Source organism: Kosakonia oryzendophytica, from assembly GCF_027886705.1.
Lineage (GTDB): Bacteria > Pseudomonadota > Gammaproteobacteria > Enterobacterales > Enterobacteriaceae > Kosakonia > Kosakonia oryzendophytica.
Map to the genome: position 1 here is coordinate 4109113 of NZ_CP115659.1, position 17862 is coordinate 4126974.

The following is a 17862-nucleotide window of genomic DNA, read 5'->3' on the forward strand; positions in this document are numbered from 1 at the left end:
TGCCCCGCCATGCATCATCATTGTGGTGCAAAAGCACCATTAAAGTGCATTACCGTTGTTCCAGTTCATCCAGGTCGGTGTACAACGATGCGATCTGATGAATGCGCTGCCGCCCTGCGGTGAGAGTGGTATGCAGCAAGGCGTTCGCCAGTAAATTCACCAGGCTCATGGCACAGCTGTAGCTATCAAATGCCGAGACGCTGTCCAGCGGCAAGCCAATATGCCAGCGGCACAGCGCTTTGATACGGGTCGCCTGCGGCTCACTGATCGCCAGCACCGGTACGCCCTGCTGATAGAGCGCCTCCAGTACCGGCCGCACCACGCGTGGACGGCGGCGAAACGCGACCATCACCACCATATCAGCAGGCGTGATATCCACTAACTCTTCCGCCAGCGTCTGCCCCGGCTGCGGCAGCACCATCACCTGGCCCCGGCTTTGCAGCAGTTGCTGACGCAAATGCAGCGCGACCGGCGCACTGTTGCGCAGGCCAATGATCACGATCCGACGGGCCTCGCCAAGTGCGCTAATCACTTCGGCAAAGTGCCCGGCATCGAGCGCATTGACCCATTGGGTCAGGTTTGCCATCTCCTGCTTGTAATGACGCGCCAGCAACGTATTACCCTGTACGGCGTCGCGGTTCTCCGTCAGCGGCATTCCGCTCTGGCGCAGGCTGCGTAACTCATCACGCATCTCTTTAAAACGATCGTAGCCTAACCGTTTAAACAGACGACTGACGGTGGCTTTCGACACCCCGCTGAGCCGCGCCAGTTCAGCGCTGTTATAGCTCACCAGATCGTCAAAGTGATCAATGACAAATGACGCAACACGTTGTTCCTGCGGGGAAAGCTGGTCATAACACTCCCGCAGACGTTCATCCAGCTGCTGCATAGCCTCTCCTGCAACTTTTGTTTCACGATAAGCTGACACAGTGAAACGCTTGTCGTCAATCTGGAACAGCTCTTGCTTAGTCATCTCCACTTACCCAAGACTACAGGAAGCGTGACGATGCAAAGTAATATGGCCCCCTCTGGCATGGCGGTGACTCCGCACCATCTTGCCAGCGAGTCGGCGCTGTCGGTTTTACGCCACGGCGGTGATGCCATTCAGGCGATGGTTGCCGCTGCCGCGACCATCGCGGTGACCTACCCGCATATGAACGGCATTGGCGGCGACGGCTTCTGGCTGATTGTGCCGCCGGAAGGCGAACCGTTAGCCATTGACGCCAGCGGCGCAGCCGGGCAGCGGGCAACTCAGGCGTTTTATGCCGGACATTCCCATATTCCTCATCGTGGCCCGCTTGCCGCCCTTACCGTACCCGGCACGCTCAGCGGCTGGGATGAGGCATTAGCGGTTTCCGCCTCGCTGGGCGCAGCGCCGTTACCCCTGTCGCGCCTGCTGGCCGATGCCATTCGCTACGCGGCGGACGGTATTCCGGTCACACAGTCCCAGGCCAGCGCCAGCCAAAATAAATTTCAGGAACTGATGGACGTGCCCGGTTTCGCCAGTACCTTTTTGCCACAAGGCACCGCGCCGCAGGCAGGCAGCCGTTTTTGCCAGCCAACGCTGGCCCGCACCCTGACCCGACTCGCCACCGAGGGGCTGGACAGCTTTTATCGCGGGGGGCTCGCGCAACTGATGGCCGATGAGATGCAAGCACTGGGCATCCCTATTACCGCCCAGGATCTGGCACATCACCGTGCTCAGCGCCGCGTACCGCTAAAACTCCGGCACAGCCAGGGGGAGGTATTTAATATGACGCCGCCCACGCAAGGGCTGGTGTCACTGGCCATCCTCGGCATCACCGATCATCTGGACATGGCCCAGGCGAACGACGTGCAAACCATCCACCGTATTGTGGAAGCGACCAAAAAAGCCTTCGGCCTGCGTGACCGCTACATTACCGACCCGCGCCACGTCACGCTGCCGGTACAAAGCCTGCTCGAGCAAGCACCGCTGGCGCTGCTGGCTGACAGCATTGACGAACAGCGCGCAGCGCCCTGGGGCCAAGGCAAAGGGCCGGGGGATACGGTGTGGATGGGCGTGATCGACAAAAACGGTCTGGCGGTCTCGTTTATCCAGAGCATTTACCATGAATTTGGCAGCGGCGTGGTGCTACCGGAGAGCGGCGTTCTGCTGCAAAACCGCGGCGCGGCCTTTAGCCTCGATCCGTCGCATTTGCTGGCGTTAATGCCGGGCAAGCAACCCTTCCATACCTTAAATCCCGCAGCAGCGCGGCTCAACGACGGGCGCACCATGGTGTACGGCACGATGGGCGGCGACGGTCAGCCGCAAACCCAGGCCGCCATTTTTACCCGCCATGTGATGCAGGGAATGCCTTTACAGGCGGCGGTCTGCGCACCGCGCTGGCTGCTGGGGCGCACCTGGGGACAGGCGTCGGAAAGCCTGAAACTGGAAAGCGGTTTTAGCGAAGAGACATTTCTCGCACTACGCAAGATGGGGCATGAGGTGGAGTGGCTGCCCGGCTTAAGCGAAGCCACCGGGCATGCTGGCGCTATCCTTCGCCATGCCAATGGCATGCTGGAAGGGGCTTTCGATCCGCGCAGCAATGGCAGCGCAGCCGGTTTTTAAGGAGCAAAGATGAACACCACTGATTTTGACTGGCCCACCTACATCCGGCTGATGGAGCAACTGCTGGCAGTGCCGCTGGACGATGCCCGTCGCGCGGAACTGGAAGTACAGCTCACCCGTATCGCCGCCATGGCGCAACCGTTAATGGCCTTCCCCTTACCACACCGCCAGGAAGGCGCCGGGGAGTACCGCCTATGAACTTATCGATTGGTGATATTCAACGCGGGCTGCGAGAGAAAACCTTTAGCGCCAGCGAACTGGCGCAGCGCACCCTGGCGCACATTGAGCAGCACAACCCGCAACTTAATGCGTTTACCGATATCACCGCGTCGCGCTTACGGGTGGAAGCGGCGCGTATTGATGTGCGCATCGCCCAGGGTGAACCACTGCCTGCGCTGGCAGGCGTGCCTTATGCGGTAAAAAACCTGTTTGATATCGCCGGGATCACTACCCTTGCCGGAGCCGAACTGTTCAGTACCCAACCGGCGGCCACCCAGGATGCCTTTGCCATACGCCAGCTCACCCGCGCCGGGGCGACGCTTGCCGGAGCGCTGAATATGGACGCCTATGCTTACGGTTTCACCACGGAAAACAGTCACTATGGCGCAACCCGCAACCCGCGCGATCCGCAACGTGTGGCAGGTGGATCGTCCGGTGGCTCCGCTGCGGCTGTGGCAGCGGGTATGGTCAATTTTGCCCTCGGTACCGATACCAACGGATCGATTCGCGTACCAGCGTCGCTGTGCGGTATTTATGGCCTGAAACCCACGTTTGGTCGTCTCTCCCGCACCGGTAGCCACCCGTTTGTCGCCAGCCTCGATCATATTGGCCCACTGGCACGCAACGCGGAGGATCTGACGCGTGTGTATGATGCGTTGCAAGGGCGTGATAACGATGATCGCTGGCAGTCCACACGCACCGCCGATATTGCTCTGCCAGGTCTTGTCGCAGGCAACGCGCTACGCTGTGCGGTGCTGGATGGCTACTTCTCAACCTGGTGCGATGACGATGCGCGGCAGGCCGTAAACACCGTAGCCCAGGCGCTGGGCGCAGATCGCACCGTGACGCTACCGGAAGCCGAACTGGCGCGTTCAGCGGCGTTTTTGTTGTCAGCGGCGGAAGGGGGAAATCACTATCTTCCCGCACTGCGCACTGAAGCGTCGCGCTTTGAACCGAACTCCCGCGAACGTCTGCTGGCCGGGGCCATGACGCCGTCAGCCTGGTACACCCAGGCACAGCGTTTCCGCGCCTGGTTTCGCGATAAAACCTTGCCGCTGTTTCAACAGCTTGACCTGCTGCTCGCGCCGGCAACGCCCTGTAGCGCAACACCGATTGGTACGCCGACCATGCGTATTAACGGGGCGGATCTGCCGGTGAAAGCGAGTATGGGTATGTTGACACAACCGATCTCTTTCCTTGGTCTGCCGGTGGTCACCGTACCGGTAAAAACCCGTAGCGGTTTGCCGATTGGTGTACAGATTATTGGTGCGCCCTGGCAAGAAACCCGCTGTTTACAGGCAGCATGGCGGCTCGAACAAGCCGGAATACTTTATCCACAGGACGCAACATGAACCGAGACAATATCGATCGCCCGGCGATCCTCAACGAAGTGACCGCGGCCTTTTACCGCTATGAGCAGGCACTGATAAGCAATGATATAGACGTACTGGATGAGTTGTTCTGGGACGATGAGCGCACCGTGCGTTATGGTGCGACAGAGAATCTCTATGGCATTGCCGCCATTCGTGACTTTCGACATTCACGCCCTTCCGCCGGGCTGGACAGATTGTTACGCAATACCACCATCACCACTTTTGGCGAGGACATGGCGGTGGCCAGTACGGAATTTACCCGTGAGAACAGCGAACGCGTGGGCAGGCAGATGCAGACGTGGGTGAAATTCCCATGGGGGTGGCGCATTGTCGCAGCGCATGTGAGTTTGATGGGGTGAGAAAGCCCCCTCCTACGCAGGAGGGGGAGATGTATTAACCTTCGTGCAGCCCGCATTCGCGTTTCAGGCCGAAGAAGCGGGTCTCTTCCTCCGCCATACCCGGCTCCCATTTACGGGTGGTATGGGTATCGCCCACCGAGAGATAACCCTGATCCCACAGAGGATGGTAGCCCAGACCGTGTTTTTGCAGGTACTGGTATACCGTGCGGTTATCCCAGTCGATAATCGGCAGCACTTTAAACACGCCGCGCTGGATGCCTAATACCGGCAGATTGGCGCGACTGCCGGATTGCTCGCGGCGCAGCCCGGCAAACCAGGTTTGCGCATTTAATTCTGCAAGCGCACGGTTCATCGGCTCAACTTTGTTGATGTCATTGTACTTTTCAATGCCTTCAACGCCCTGCTCCCACAGTTTACCGTAGCGCGCTTCCTGCCAGGCCGGACTGTGCTCAGCACGGTAGACTTTCAGGTTAAGCTTGAGCTTGTCCGTCAGCTCGTCGATAAACTGGTACGTTTCCGGGAACAGATAGCCGGTATCGGTGAGGATCACCGGAATGCCTGGACAGACCTCATTGACCAGATGCAGGCTTACCGCCGCCTGAATACCGAAGCTTGATGAGAGCACATACTCGCCCGGCAGGTTTTCCAGTGCCCAGGCTACACGCGCTTCAGCGCTCAGCGTTTCGAGCTGCGCATTCGTTTCGGCAAGCTGGAGTACTCGCTCAACTTTTGGCAGCGCGTTCAGCGCATTAAGATCGAGTTTGGACATACGTTCCTCACTGTGTTCGTTGTCTGATAGCGCGACGCTTATCAGGCTTACAGGCTGCGTTATTCCCAGAAATCCCGCGCGGGATCGAGCACCGGGCGAATGATGCCAGCGCGGATGGTGAAATCGCCGAAGCCTTCACCCTCTTTGCGTTCACTCGCCCAACGTGCGACCAGCTCATCAATCGCGTTGAGAATTTCCGTTTCCGTAATGTTTTCACGGTACATCCGCGGGATCCGCGTACCAATACGGTTACCGCCAATATGCAGGTTATAGCGCCCCGGCGCTTTGCCGACCAGGCCGATTTCCGCCAGCATCGCGCGACCACAGCCATTCGGGCAGCCGGTCACACGCAGCACAATGTGGTCATCGCCCACGCCGTGTTTCTCCATCACCGCTTCCACTTTATCAACGAAAGAGGGCAGAAAACGTTCGGCTTCCGCCATCGCCAGCGGACAGGTCGGGAACGACACGCAGGCCATGGAGTTTTCACGCTGCGGTTTGACCGCGTCCATTAACCCGTGCGCACGGGCCAGTTTTTCGATTTTCACTTTCTGGCTTTCCGGGACGCCCGCCACAATCAGGTTCTGGTTGGCGGTTAAGCGGAAATCGCCTTTATGGATCTTAGCAATTTCCAGCATGCCGGTTTTCAACGGGCGGCCGGGATAATCCAGAATACGGCCATTTTCAATAAACAGCGTCAGGTGCCATTTATTGTCGATCCCCTTCACCCAGCCGATACGATCGCCGCGGCCAGTAAATTCATACGGGCGGATCGGTTCAAACTTGATGCCAGCGCGACGCTCGACTTCCGCTTTAAAGGTATCGACACCCACGCGTTCCAGCGTGTATTTGGTTTTGGCGTTTTTACGATCGGTACGGTTGCCCCAATCACGCTGCGTGGTCACCACCGCTTCCGCGACAGCCAGCGTATGTTCCAGCGGCAGGTAGCCGAATTCGCTCGCCGTACGGGCGTACGTTTTCTTATTGCCGTGCTCCACAGAGAGACCGCCGCCGACCAGCAGGTTAAAGCCCACCAGTTTGCCGTTTTCCGCCACGGCCACAAAGTTCATATCATTGGCGTGCAGATCAACATCGTTCTGCGGCGGGATCACCACCGTGGTTTTAAATTTACGCGGCAGATAGGTTTTACCGAGGATCGGCTCTTCGTCCGTGGTCGCGACTTTCTCAGCATCGTGCCAGATTTCGGCATACGCGCGGGTGCGTGGCAGCAGGTGCTCAGAGAGTTTTTTCGCCCACTCATAGGCTTCAGCATGCAGTTCCGACTCAATCGGGTTCGAAGTGCAAAGCACGTTGCGGTTCACATCGTTGGCGGTCGCCAGCGCATCAAGACCGACTTCATGCAGCATCTGGTGCGCCGGTTTCACGTTCTTTTTCAGAATGCCGTGAAACTGGAACGTCTGGCGGTTAGTCAGGCGAATGCTGCCATAAAGGGTTTTGTCCGCCGCGAATTTATCGATCGACAACCACTGTTTTGGCGTAATAATGCCGCCCGGCAGACGACAGCGCAGCATCATGGCATGACGCGGCTCCAGTTTCTGCTCAGCGCGCTCGGCGCGAATATCGCGGTCATCCTGCTGATACATGCCGTGAAAGCGGATCAGCAGAAAGTTGTCGCCGTTAAAACCACCGGTCAGACCGTCGTTCAGATCTTCAGCAATGGTGCCGCGCAGGTAGTTGCTCGCCTCTTTCAGACGCTCGGCATCCGCCAGTTTTCCTTCGACCACCAGTGGGCCTGGATGTTTTTCGCTCATTAGTAGACATCTCGCTGATAACGGCGCTCAACGCGCAGCTCACTTAAAAATTCATCCGCCGCTTCGGCATCCATCGCACCGAATTCGGCAATCACGTCCAGTAAAGCCTGCTCAACGTCTTTCGCCATGCGATTGGCGTCGCCGCAGACATAAATATGTGCACCGTCATTGATCCAGCGCCACAGCTCTGCGCCCTGTTCGCGCAGTTTGTCTTGTACGTAGACTTTTTCTTTTTGATCTCTGGACCAGGCCAGATCGATACGGTTCAGCACGCCCTCTTTCACATAACGCTGCCACTCCACCTGATAGAGGAAATCCTCCGTAAAGTGCGGGTTACCGAAGAACAGCCAGTTTTTACCAGGCGCTTCCTCGGCTGCGCGTTGTTGAATAAAGGCACGGAACGGTGCAATACCTGTACCGGGGCCAATCATGATTACCGGGGTTTCCGGGTTAGCGGGCAGGCGGAAATTGTCGTTATGCTCGATAAACACCCGCACTTCTCCCTCTTCCGGCACGCGATCGGCAAGGTAACCCGAGGCTCCCCCCGTACGGGCGCGGCCTTCAACGTCATAACGCACCACACCAACGGTGATATGCACTTCGCTCTCGACTTCCGCCTGCGCAGAGGCAATCGAATAGAGGCGCGGCGTCAGTGGGCGCAGCAGACCAATCAACGCGTCAGCATCCAGCTGCGCGGGGGAGAAACGCACCATATCCACAATCGGCGTGGTGGCAGCATAGTGCTGCAATTGCGCTTTATCGCCCACCAGCGGCAGCAGGGACTCGCTACGGGTCAGCGTGGCGTAATTTTCCACGATGTTGGCCGTATTAACCGTCAGTTCGAAATGCCACTGCAACGCTTCTGCCAACGGCAGCGTTTTGCCGTCGACGGTGACCGGCTCGTCGCCTTTCAGCCACAGCAGTTCAACCAGCTCTTTCACCAGTGCGGGATCGTTTTGATACCAGACCCCCAGCGCGTCGCCTGGCTGGTAACGCAGCCCCGAGTCACCCAGATCGATTTCGATATGGCGAACATCTTTCTCAGAATCACGCCCGGTGATTTTCTGGTTTACCGACAAGCTCGCGGTGAGCGGCGCGTCTTTGCTGTATGGGCTGGAGAACACCTCATTCACAGCCCCGGTTGCGCTCGCTACCGCCTGCGCAGGCGTGTCTTGCGGTACGCGGGCTTTCAGTACGTCAACCACGCGAGCACGCCACTCGGTCGCCGCCGCCTGGTATTCCACATCCGCATCGACGCGATCCAGAAGGCGTTCTGCCCCCAGTTCCGCCAGTTTGCTGTCGAAATCTTTCCCGGCCTGGCAGAAGAATTCATACGAGGTATCGCCAAGACCAAAGACAGCAAACGCAGTGCCCTCCAGCTTCGGCGCTTTTTTGGAGAACAGGAACTTATGCAACGCAACCGCTTCTTCCGGCGCTTCGCCTTCCCCTTGTGTTGAGGTCACGACCACCAGCAGTTTTTCACTGGCGATCTGTTTGAATTTGTAATCGCCGGCGTTGACCAGATTGACGTTGAGTTTTGCCGCCAGCAGATCGTCGCGCAGCGCTTCGGCGACGCGACGAGCGTTGCCGGTTTGCGAAGCGGAAATCAGCGTAATGGCCGGGATCACCGCAGCAGGGGTCGGTGCAGCCGTCGCCGCGCCAGACTGCTGGTTCAGCACGCCCCAGAAATAGCCAGAAACCCAGGCAAGCTGGGTGGGTGTTAAATCAGTGGTGGCCGCCTGAAGGCGCGCCAGTTGCTCCGGATTGAGCGGGAGCAACGCGGAAGGTGGGACCTGAGTCGTCATGCGTCGTTATGTTCCAGTAGCAAATTCCCCTTCGCTTTTCACGACGCCTCCGGGTGGGCAGCAGCGCAAAATCCTGCGGGGTTATAATGTAGAAAAAACCGAAGTGAAACTAAGGTTAACGGTGGGGATAATAACAATTAAAGAAAGGTTGGAAATAACAAATAACCAAAAGAACTAACCTGTTTTGGTTATAGTTATTAACACTAAAACAGGTTAATCAACTCTTTGAATTTCATATAAAAAACAGACGTTACATTCTATTTGGACGATGTTGACCGCTTTTAGTGATTTTAATTAATGCTAAAAAAGGTCATTTCCGCTACCATGCGGCGGTTTTTTTAGCCAGAGAGTGCATTATGTCTACCACCTTGTTTAAAGATTTCACCTTTGAAGCCGCTCACCATCTGCCGCATGTACCGCAGGGGCATAAGTGCGGTCGTCTGCATGGCCATTCTTTTATGGTGCGCCTGGAGATCACCGGCGAGGTGGATCCTTATACCGGCTGGATCATGGACTTTGCGGAGCTGAAAGCGGCGTTTAAACCGCTCTACGACCGACTCGATCACTACTACCTGAATGAGATCCCGGGACTGGAAAACCCAACCAGCGAAGTGCTGGCGAAATGGATTTGGGATCAGATGAAGCCCGTCGTGCCGCTGCTTAGCGCGGTGATGGTGAAAGAGACCTGCACCGCCGGGTGCGTCTACCGCGGCTGATCCACTCGTCGTAAACAATAAACCCGCCGCTGGCGGGTTTATGTATCAGGCAATATTCAGATATTTGTGCGTCTGCATTGACAACCGCCAGTTACGGGCGATACAGGTTTCGATACATAACCGCGTCGCGTCCTCTTTCTGGCTGATGGGCTGCAGGGCGATCACCCGGTGTTTATCATCAGCAAGCTGCGACAGCAGGGTATCCAGCGCTTCAATGTCGCGCAAACGTCCTACCGGGTGCTTTATTTCATCAGCGCGCTCCAGCGCCTGCTGTAACACTTCATAGCCGCCGCGCATATTGACCTTTGGCGACACCGTCACCCAGGTAGTGTGCGAAGCGCGCACCTCATGAGTGCCGCTGGTTTCTATCTGGCAGCTAAAGCCATTTTTCTCCAGCGTTGCCGTCAGCGGGATCAGATCATGAATACAGGGTTCGCCGCCGGTAATCACCACATGGCGCGCAGTCCAGCCCTGGCGTTGAATAATGGCGAGCAGATCTTCACTGTTCGCCGCGCCCCACTTATCGCTCTCTTTAGTCTTCGCAAGGATGCTGAACAGCGACACTTCCCGATCCGCAAGCTTATCCCAGGTGTGTTTGGTGTCGCACCAGGCGCACCCCACCGGGCATCCCTGTAAACGAATAAAAATAGCGGGAACGCCGGTAAAGTAACCCTCGCCTTGCAAGGTCTGGAACATCTCATTAATCGGGTACTGCATCATCACTCTTACTGGAAGTTTAAAGAAGTAATTATTGCAGATTACCGCCCACCGATCATGTGCCATTTGCGCCACCCGCGCCGGGAGCGCTTTTAACCGCTGAAATGAATGACTATCAGTAATGGCAAATTGTCATAGCGGAAGAATAGCCGCTATTATGCTGGGGTAATTCCTCTCTTATTGCCCTGCAAGGATGATGCATATGGCGCGCATACTGGCAATGTTGCTGGTACTGACAGGCTTTGCCGCTCAGGCTTTGGCCTCCCCGATTCCGCCGATGAACGGCTTTGTTAACGATCCGGATGAACTGTTGACCTCATGGGAACGGGCAGAGCTTAACCACCAGGTGAATATACTCAATGAGCGCTCCGGCACGCAAACTGCCGTACTGGTGGTACAAAGCACCGGCAACGACACTATTGAGCAATTTGCCTGGCGGGTGTTTAACCAATGGCGATTAGGCAATGCCCTGCGTAATGACGGCATATTGTTGCTGGTCGCATGGCAGGACCGCCATGTCAGGATCGAGGTAGGAACCGGGCTTGAAGGAATGCTTACGGACGCATTGGCAGGCAGAATCATTAATGAGTACATCATTCCGCCCTTTAAATCCGGCGAGCTGGCAACAGGGATCACCCAGGGTGTGGAAGGGATCAGTACCGTACTTGCCAGCCAGCCTTTGCCCAAAGCGGAACCACCGACATTTTGGCAGGAGATATCTGCGTATTTTTCCCTGTGGAAGAGTCTGCTGGCGCTGGCGGTGGTGATCATTTTCCTGACGGTAACCGGCAGGCTGCGGTTATTAGCAGCACTGTTCGTTGTTGCCTGCCCGCTGACGCTGATACTGCTGTTTTTCAGTGACCAGGCACCGTGGTTGATGCCCTATGTCTGGTTCAGCGGCTCGATTCCGGTTGCCATACTCATTATGGTGCTCGGCGTCCTGTTTATTTATCCTCAGCGCCTGAGTGCCGCAGGGCGGCAGAAATACCGCGAGAGCCGCCAAAGCAATCATTTGAGTAGCGCCGCCACCGTCTGGACCAGCACCGACACCACGCATTACAGCAGTAGCGATAGCACAAGCCATAGCAGCAGTGACAGTTCCAGCTCCGGGGGGGATGGTGGCTCAAGCGATGGCGGCGGTTCATCAGGCAATTGGTAAACTCGCCGTGTAACGCTCAGTGTATGGCTATTACGTTGCAGGGATTTCCCTGCAACGCGATTATTTAACCAGGTCAGAAATGATGTAACCAAATATTATTTATCTTACACTTTGAATTATCTGCGCGGGCAAATACCGGCGCTTTCCGGTAAAAATAACCAGCACGAAATCAACCAGATAACTATTTCATTATTCACGGGTGAATTTTTCGCTGCGCTTCATTGTCAAAGTTCAATCCCCTTTCGTACGTACCTTAAAATAAGCTTAAGAAGCCCCCACAAACCCCGCCATCTTATTTACATAGCGTTTAGCTTTCTGTGCCTAAAATCCGCCAAATCGACCATGATGAGATAGCACTCGTGAATACATTATTGATAACAGGCGTGACCGGGTTTCTTGGCGGGGCAGTATTAGAAAAAATCCTTAATGGCAATGACGCGATGAATTTGCTGCTGCTGGTTCGGGCGAACGATGCCGCAGCCGGTATTGAGCGCGTGAAGTCTAATATGCGCAAATTTAACCTCAGCGAAGAGACATTGCAGCGACTGACCGCCGATCAGGTTTTGCTTGGTGATCTGGGCGAACCGGAGGGATTTCTGGATGATCCGCGATTGGAGTCGGTCACGCATGTGCTGAACTGCGCAGCGGTCGCCTCATTCGGTAATAACCCGCTGGTGTGGAAAGTGAACGTCGAAGGCACGCTGGCCTTTGCCCGTCGCATGTCTCAGGTCACAGGATTACAACGTTTTCTGCATGTGGGTACGGCAATGTCGTGCACGCCGGAGCCCGACTCCCTGGTGCCGGAAAGCGCAGAATTTCGCGAGAATGCCGAGCACCTGGTCACGTATACCCGCTCTAAGTCCACCATCGAACAGTTGATGCGTACAGAGTGCCCGCAGTTGCCGCTGGTCATTGCACGCCCGTCTATCGTCGTCGGCCATACCAGCCATGGTTGCCAGCCTTCCACCAGCATTTTCTGGGTCTTTAGCATGGGGCTGATGCTGCAAAAATTTATCTGCTCGCTGGAAGATCGCATCGACGTTATCCCTGTCGATTATTGCGCCGATGCACTGCTGATGCTGCTTAAAGGCCAGATCGCTAACGGTGAAGTGGTGCACATTTCTGCAGGTGAAGAGAACAGTGTGCGCTTTGCGGATATCGACCGCGCGATGGCCAAAGCACTGGAGAAAGCTCCGGTCGGCGATAAATACGCCCAGGTGAGCTATGAAACCTTAGTGAAAATGCGCCGCGAGTTGAAAGATATTTTCGGGCCGTGTAATGAACGCCTGATGCTGAAAGCCATGCGTCTGTATGGCGCTTTTGCTGAACTGAACGTACGTTTCAGCAATGATAAACTGCTCAGCATGGGGATGCCGAAGCCGCCGCGTTTTACCGATTATATCGCCCGCTGTGTACAGACGACGCACGGTCTGTCTATCCCGCAACAGATGGAAGTCGATTTCAAATAGTCGGTATCAAAAAGCCAAGTAAAAGACCACCTTCTTAGAAGGTGGCTTTTGAGAATGCCCCCTGTAAGGGGGGCTATTGTCACTTTCCGCTTACTACTCTAGCAATTCCATTTGCTGTTCATGTATTTGTTCCGTTTTCTCCTGATGCCTCACATATCGTCTGATAATTTCCTCGTTCACAACGACAGTATCTACAAAGTAGCCACGTGACCAAAAGTGGTTGCCCCATAGCTTCTTTCTTATGTGTGGGAAACGATTGTAGAGTCTGATTGCGCTGCGACCTTTCAGATGCCCCATTAGAGTTGATATCGAGATTTTCGGCGGGACTATTACGACCAGATGTACATGATCTGGCTGAACATTTAGCTCCAGAACCTCACAATCCTTTATTCCGCAGAGAATGTAGATTGTCCTGTAAAGTTCCTTGCCCAACTTATCTTTCAGGATTCTGAAACGGTACTTAGGCGTCCAGACTATGTGGTATTTACAACGCCAATATACATGTGATGAACTCCTGTAAAGCCCCATGTCGGTTTGTCTCCTTTTACTTGTGGTGAGTAAGCAGAGATATTCCGGCATGGGCATTCTTCAGGCTATAGCCTTACAGGATCAATCACCACCTCCCCAGGAGGTGGTTTAGGGGTGACAAAAAAAAATGCCAGTCAATCGACTGGCATTTTTCATGTAAGGCTGAGGCGATTATGCCTGACCTTTGATCTCTTTACGACCGTTGTACGGAGCTTGTTCACCCAGCGCTTCTTCGATACGAATCAGCTGGTTGTATTTAGCAACGCGGTCAGAACGGCTCATAGAACCAGTTTTGATCTGGCCAGCCGCAGTACCTACCGCCAGGTCAGCGATGGTTGCGTCTTCAGTTTCGCCAGAACGGTGAGAAATGACAGCGGTGTAACCTGCGTCTTTCGCCATTTTGATCGCAGCCAGCGTTTCGGTCAGAGAACCGATCTGGTTGAATTTGATCAGAATGGAGTTAACGATGCCTTTCTCGATACCTTCTTTCAGGATTTTGGTGTTGGTTACGAACAGATCGTCACCAACCAGCTGGATTTTGTCGCCCAGGACTTTAGTCTGGTATGCAAAGCCAGTCCAGTCAGATTCGTCCAGACCATCTTCGATAGAAACGATCGGATACTGTTTGGTCAGATCTTCCAGGAAGTGGGTGAACTCTTCAGAGGTGAACGCTTTGTTGCCTTCGCCAGCCAGAACGTATTTACCGTCTTTGTAGAACTCAGACGCTGCGCAGTCCATCGCCAGGGTGATGTCTTTACCCAGCTCGTAACCTGCTGCTTTAACCGCTTCAGCGATAACAGCCAGCGCTTCTGCGTTGGAACCCAGGTTCGGCGCATAGCCGCCTTCGTCACCCACAGCAGTGTTCATGCCTTTGGATTTCAGTACTTTAGCCAAGTTATGGAACACTTCTGAACCCATACGTACTGCTTCTTTCAGGGATTTCGCGCCAACCGGCTGAATCATGAATTCCTGAATGTCGACGTTGTTGTCAGCGTGCTCACCACCGTTGATGATGTTCATCATCGGTACCGGCATGGAGTATTTGCCCGGAGTGCCGTTCAGTTCAGCGATGTGTGCGTACAGCGGCAGGCCTTTAGAAGCAGCAGCAGCTTTAGCAGTAGCCAGAGAAACAGCCAGGATTGCGTTCGCGCCGAAGTTGGATTTGTTTTCGGTGCCGTCCAGGTCGATCATGATCTTGTCGATGCCAGCCTGATCTTTGGCGTCTTTGCCAAGGATTGCCTGAGCAATCGGGCCGTTAACCGCGCCAACCGCTTTCAGTACGCCTTTACCCATGAAACGGGATTTGTCGCCATCGCGCAGTTCCAGCGCTTCGCGGGAACCCGTGGAAGCACCTGACGGCGCAGCAGCCAGACCGACGAAACCACCTTCCAGGTGTACTTCGGCTTCAACAGTCGGGTTACCACGGGAGTCGATGATTTCACGACCGATGACTTTAACGATTTTGGACATTAGGTTTTCCTCAGTACAAGTTAAACTAAAACTCCAGACAAACAACGCGTACCCTGGGGTACGCGTTGCTGTTGTAACTTTTTACTTCGCCTGACGCTTCTGGTACTCGCTGGCGGCTTTCACAAAGCCTGCAAACAGCGGATGCCCGTCACGCGGCGTAGATGTAAATTCCGGATGGAACTGACAAGCGACGAACCACGGATGATTCGGCACTTCGATGATCTCGACCAACTGATCATCACCGGAACGGCCCGCAACGCGCAGACCTGCAGCTTCAATTTGTTTCAACAGCATGTTGTTGACTTCGTAACGATGACGATGACGCTCGACGATAGTCGGCTCACCGTACAGCTGGCGAACCAGGCTGCCATCGTCAAGCTGGCACTGCTGTGCGCCGAGGCGCATGGTGCCACCGAGATCGCTCTTCTCCGAACGGACTTCGACGTTGCCGTCTTCATCACGCCATTCGGTAATAAGCGCCACAACCGGGTACTTACAGTCTGGCACAAATTCCGTCGAGTTGGCGTTCTCCATCCCGGCTACATTACGAGCAAATTCAATCAACGCCACCTGCATACCGAGGCAAATGCCCAGGTAAGGAATCTGGTTTTCACGCGCATAGCGTGCGGTAGCGATCTTGCCTTCCACACCGCGGTAGCCGAAGCCGCCAGGAATGAGGATAGCATCCAGACCTTTCAGAATTTCGACACCGCGCGTTTCCACATCCTGCGAGTCAATCAGCTTGATGTTGACGGTCACGCGGTTTTTCAGGCCACCGTGTTTCAGGGCTTCAATCACTGATTTGTAGGCGTCCGGCAGTTCAATATACTTACCGACCATACCGATGGTGACTTCCCCTGACGGATTCGCTTCTTCGTAGATCACCTGTTCCCATTCGGCCAGGTTTGCTTCCGGACAGTTCAAGCTGAATCGTTTACAAATATAATCGTCCAGCCCCTGAGATTTCAACAGGCCCGGGATTTTATAAATGGAATCGACGTCTTTCAGAGAAATCACAGCTTTTTCTGGAACGTTACAGAACAAAGCAATTTTTGCGCGTTCATTAGCAGGAACCGCGCGATCGGAACGACAAATCAGAATATCCGGCTGGATGCCGATAGACAGCAGCTCTTTTACAGAATGCTGTGTTGGTTTGGTTTTGACTTCCCCGGAAGCCGCCATGTACGGCACCAGCGTCAGGTGCATGTAGAGTGTGCGCTCGCGGCCCACTTCTACTGCCATCTGGCGAATGGCTTCGAGGAACGGCAGAGATTCGATATCGCCAACGGTGCCGCCGATTTCCACCAGCGCTACATCATGGCCTTCACCGCCAGCAATGATGCGTTCTTTAATCGCGTTGGTGATATGCGGAATCACCTGTACGGTCGCGCCCAGATAATCGCCACGACGTTCTTTACGCAGAACCTCGGAGTAGATGCGGCCAGTAGTGAAGTTGTTACGACGGGTCATCTTGGTGCGGATGAAGCGCTCGTAGTGACCCAAATCCAGATCGGTTTCAGCGCCATCTTCGGTAACGAACACTTCGCCATGCTGGATTGGACTCATTGTACCCGGATCGACGTTGATATACGGATCGAGTTTCATCATGGTGACGTTGAGGCCACGGGCTTCAAGAATGGCTGCCAGGGAGGCTGCGGCAATGCCTTTACCCAGAGAGGATACGACCCCGCCGGTCACAAAAATATAGTTCGTTGTCATGCTGAACCTGAGAAGTTAGGTTTAAAAGACGATGGAATAACCAGGACGGGAAAGCAGTATACCCGATCATGGCTTGTGCCACAAACTTTCATTAACCCTCTCCTTCGTTCTTCAGGCCGCATCTGCGTTGGCTTCTTTCGCTTACCCCGTTCACGGAGTCTTTCTCTGTGCCCCGGGATTCGCTCGGTTGCCGCCTTGCTGCGACCCGAATGACTCGAAGAGGCGATTCTCAAGGCGTTTCAACAAATATAAGGAGTGTGAAAATAGCCACTTTCAGGTAAATGTTTTTGACGTAAATCAAGCGCTTGTTATTTTAAAAATCACACAAATAGCGCTTACTGGAACAAATCCGTTAAAGATCATATTCCTGGCGTTTTACCTGCTGCCAGACATTTTCCATTGTTTCCAGATCCACGCCTGTCATTTCCAGCCCGCGCTCGCGGACAATACGCTCAACTTCGCGGAAACGGCGTTCAAACTTGAGGTTGGCTTTTTGCAGCGCGGTTTCTGCTTTTACCCCAAGATGACGGGAAAGATTGACCGTGGCGAACAACAAATCGCCCATTTCTTCTTCCAGTTTCGCATCGTCCACAACGACCTGTTTCGCCTCGTGCATCACCTCATCAATCTCTTCATAGACTTTGTCGAGCACCGGGCCGAGGGTAGTCCAGTCAAAGCCGACGGTAGAACAGCGTTTCTGGATTTTATGCGCGCGCATCAACGCTGGCAGACTATGGGGAATATCATCCAGCGCCGAATGTTGCGCCTTTTCCGCCCGCTCTTCGCTTTTGATTTGCTCCCAGCGAGTCAGCACTTCCGTGCTGGTTTCCGCGTGCGCATCACCGAAGATATGCGGGTGGCGTCGCTCCAGCTTGTCGCTGATAGCGGCACAAATGTCGTTGAAATCAAAACGCCCCTCTTCCTGCGCCATCTGCGCGTAAAACACCACCTGGAATAGCAAGTCGCCCAGCTCACCGCGCAAATCGTCAAAATCCTCACGGGAAATCGCGTCCAGCACTTCATACGTCTCTTCCAGCGTGTACGGCGCGATGGTGGCGAAGGTTTGTTCTTTGTCCCACGGGCAGCCAGTTTCCGGGTCGCGCAGGCGTTGCATAATCCCGAGCAAACGGTCGATTTGAGTCATGAGAAATCCCTGATCATAAAACGTTGCTCCTCTCCCCGCAGGGAGAGGAGTTG

The 17862-nt window shown here is 54.9% G+C and carries 16 protein-coding genes; 7 read left to right on the forward strand and 9 right to left on the reverse strand.

What is annotated here, in order from left to right:
• Positions 1-49: 49 nt before the first annotated feature.
• The gene (locus O9K67_RS19895) at positions 50-889 is read right to left on the reverse strand and encodes a MurR/RpiR family transcriptional regulator (protein ID WP_061497424.1); all 840 of its coding nucleotides are present in this window, start codon (positions 887-889) and stop codon (positions 50-52) included.
• 117 nt (positions 890-1006) lie between these two features.
• Between O9K67_RS19895 and O9K67_RS19900 the strand changes: the two genes are divergently transcribed.
• Genes O9K67_RS19900 through hpxZ form a run of 4 tightly spaced genes read left to right on the forward strand, consistent with a single transcriptional unit; the run spans position 1007 to position 4541 of the window.
• Positions 1007-2590, forward strand: coding sequence for a gamma-glutamyltransferase family protein (locus tag O9K67_RS19900; RefSeq protein WP_061497426.1), 1584 nt, complete (start codon positions 1007-1009; stop codon positions 2588-2590).
• 9 nt (positions 2591-2599) lie between these two features.
• The gene (gene hpxX / locus O9K67_RS19905) at positions 2600-2788 is read left to right on the forward strand and encodes an oxalurate catabolism protein HpxX (protein WP_061497429.1); all 189 of its coding nucleotides are present in this window, start codon (positions 2600-2602) and stop codon (positions 2786-2788) included.
• Positions 2785-4161 carry an AtzE family amidohydrolase gene (locus O9K67_RS19910; protein ID WP_061497430.1) on the forward strand — a complete coding sequence of 459 codons (1377 nt, stop codon included), beginning with the start codon at positions 2785-2787 and terminating at the stop codon, positions 4159-4161. The genes hpxX and O9K67_RS19910 overlap by 4 nt, the downstream gene beginning before the upstream one ends.
• Complete coding sequence (gene hpxZ, locus O9K67_RS19915; RefSeq protein WP_061497432.1) at positions 4158-4541, forward strand: oxalurate catabolism protein HpxZ; 384 nt, start codon at positions 4158-4160, stop codon at positions 4539-4541. Before O9K67_RS19910 ends, hpxZ begins: the two co-directional genes overlap by 4 nt.
• Positions 4542-4575: 34 nt before the next feature.
• Here hpxZ and cysH read toward each other — a convergent pair whose 3' ends face one another.
• From cysH to cysJ, 3 genes are read right to left on the reverse strand one after another with little or no spacing between them, the layout of a single operon-like run.
• Entirely contained in the window at positions 4576-5310 is a 735-nt protein-coding gene (gene cysH / locus O9K67_RS19920) for a phosphoadenosine phosphosulfate reductase (RefSeq protein WP_061497434.1), read from the reverse strand.
• 59 nt (positions 5311-5369) lie between these two features.
• Positions 5370-7082 (reverse strand): assimilatory sulfite reductase (NADPH) hemoprotein subunit, encoded by a 1713-nt coding sequence (gene cysI, locus O9K67_RS19925; protein ID WP_061497436.1) that lies wholly within the window; start codon positions 7080-7082, stop codon positions 5370-5372.
• On the reverse strand, positions 7082-8887 hold the full coding sequence (gene cysJ / locus O9K67_RS19930) for an NADPH-dependent assimilatory sulfite reductase flavoprotein subunit (protein ID WP_061497439.1): 1806 nt from the start codon (positions 8885-8887) through the stop codon (positions 7082-7084). The genes cysI and cysJ overlap by 1 nt, the downstream gene beginning before the upstream one ends.
• 356 nt (positions 8888-9243) lie before the next feature.
• Here cysJ and queD point away from each other — a divergent pair, with 356 nt between their 5' ends.
• Positions 9244-9603 carry a 6-carboxytetrahydropterin synthase QueD gene (gene queD, locus O9K67_RS19935; RefSeq protein ID WP_061497441.1) on the forward strand — a complete coding sequence of 120 codons (360 nt, stop codon included), beginning with the start codon at positions 9244-9246 and terminating at the stop codon, positions 9601-9603.
• A gap of 45 nt (positions 9604-9648) precedes the next feature.
• Here queD and queE read toward each other — a convergent pair whose 3' ends face one another.
• Entirely contained in the window at positions 9649-10320 is a 672-nt protein-coding gene (gene queE, locus O9K67_RS19940) for a 7-carboxy-7-deazaguanine synthase QueE (protein ID WP_061500156.1), read from the reverse strand.
• Between the two features lie 202 nt (positions 10321-10522).
• Here queE and O9K67_RS19945 point away from each other — a divergent pair, with 202 nt between their 5' ends.
• Complete coding sequence (locus O9K67_RS19945; protein WP_061497444.1) at positions 10523-11479, forward strand: TPM domain-containing protein; 957 nt, start codon at positions 10523-10525, stop codon at positions 11477-11479.
• 359 nt (positions 11480-11838) lie between these two features.
• Entirely contained in the window at positions 11839-12948 is a 1110-nt protein-coding gene (locus O9K67_RS19950) for an SDR family oxidoreductase (protein WP_061497446.1), read from the forward strand.
• Between the two features lie 93 nt (positions 12949-13041).
• Here the strand turns inward: O9K67_RS19950 and tnpA are convergent, their stop codons facing one another.
• The 4 genes from tnpA to mazG form a co-directional block, all read right to left on the reverse strand.
• Complete coding sequence (tnpA, locus tag O9K67_RS19955; RefSeq protein ID WP_061493626.1) at positions 13042-13476, reverse strand: IS200/IS605 family transposase; 435 nt, start codon at positions 13474-13476, stop codon at positions 13042-13044.
• 171 nt (positions 13477-13647) lie between these two features.
• Positions 13648-14946 (reverse strand): phosphopyruvate hydratase, encoded by a 1299-nt coding sequence (gene eno / locus O9K67_RS19960; protein ID WP_061497448.1) that lies wholly within the window; start codon positions 14944-14946, stop codon positions 13648-13650.
• A gap of 81 nt (positions 14947-15027) precedes the next feature.
• Complete coding sequence (gene pyrG / locus O9K67_RS19965; RefSeq protein ID WP_061497450.1) at positions 15028-16665, reverse strand: glutamine hydrolyzing CTP synthase; 1638 nt, start codon at positions 16663-16665, stop codon at positions 15028-15030.
• A 352-nt stretch (positions 16666-17017) separates the two neighbouring features.
• On the reverse strand, positions 17018-17809 hold the full coding sequence (gene mazG / locus O9K67_RS19970; RefSeq protein ID WP_061497452.1) for a nucleoside triphosphate pyrophosphohydrolase: 792 nt from the start codon (positions 17807-17809) through the stop codon (positions 17018-17020).
• Positions 17810-17862 lie beyond the last annotated feature (53 nt).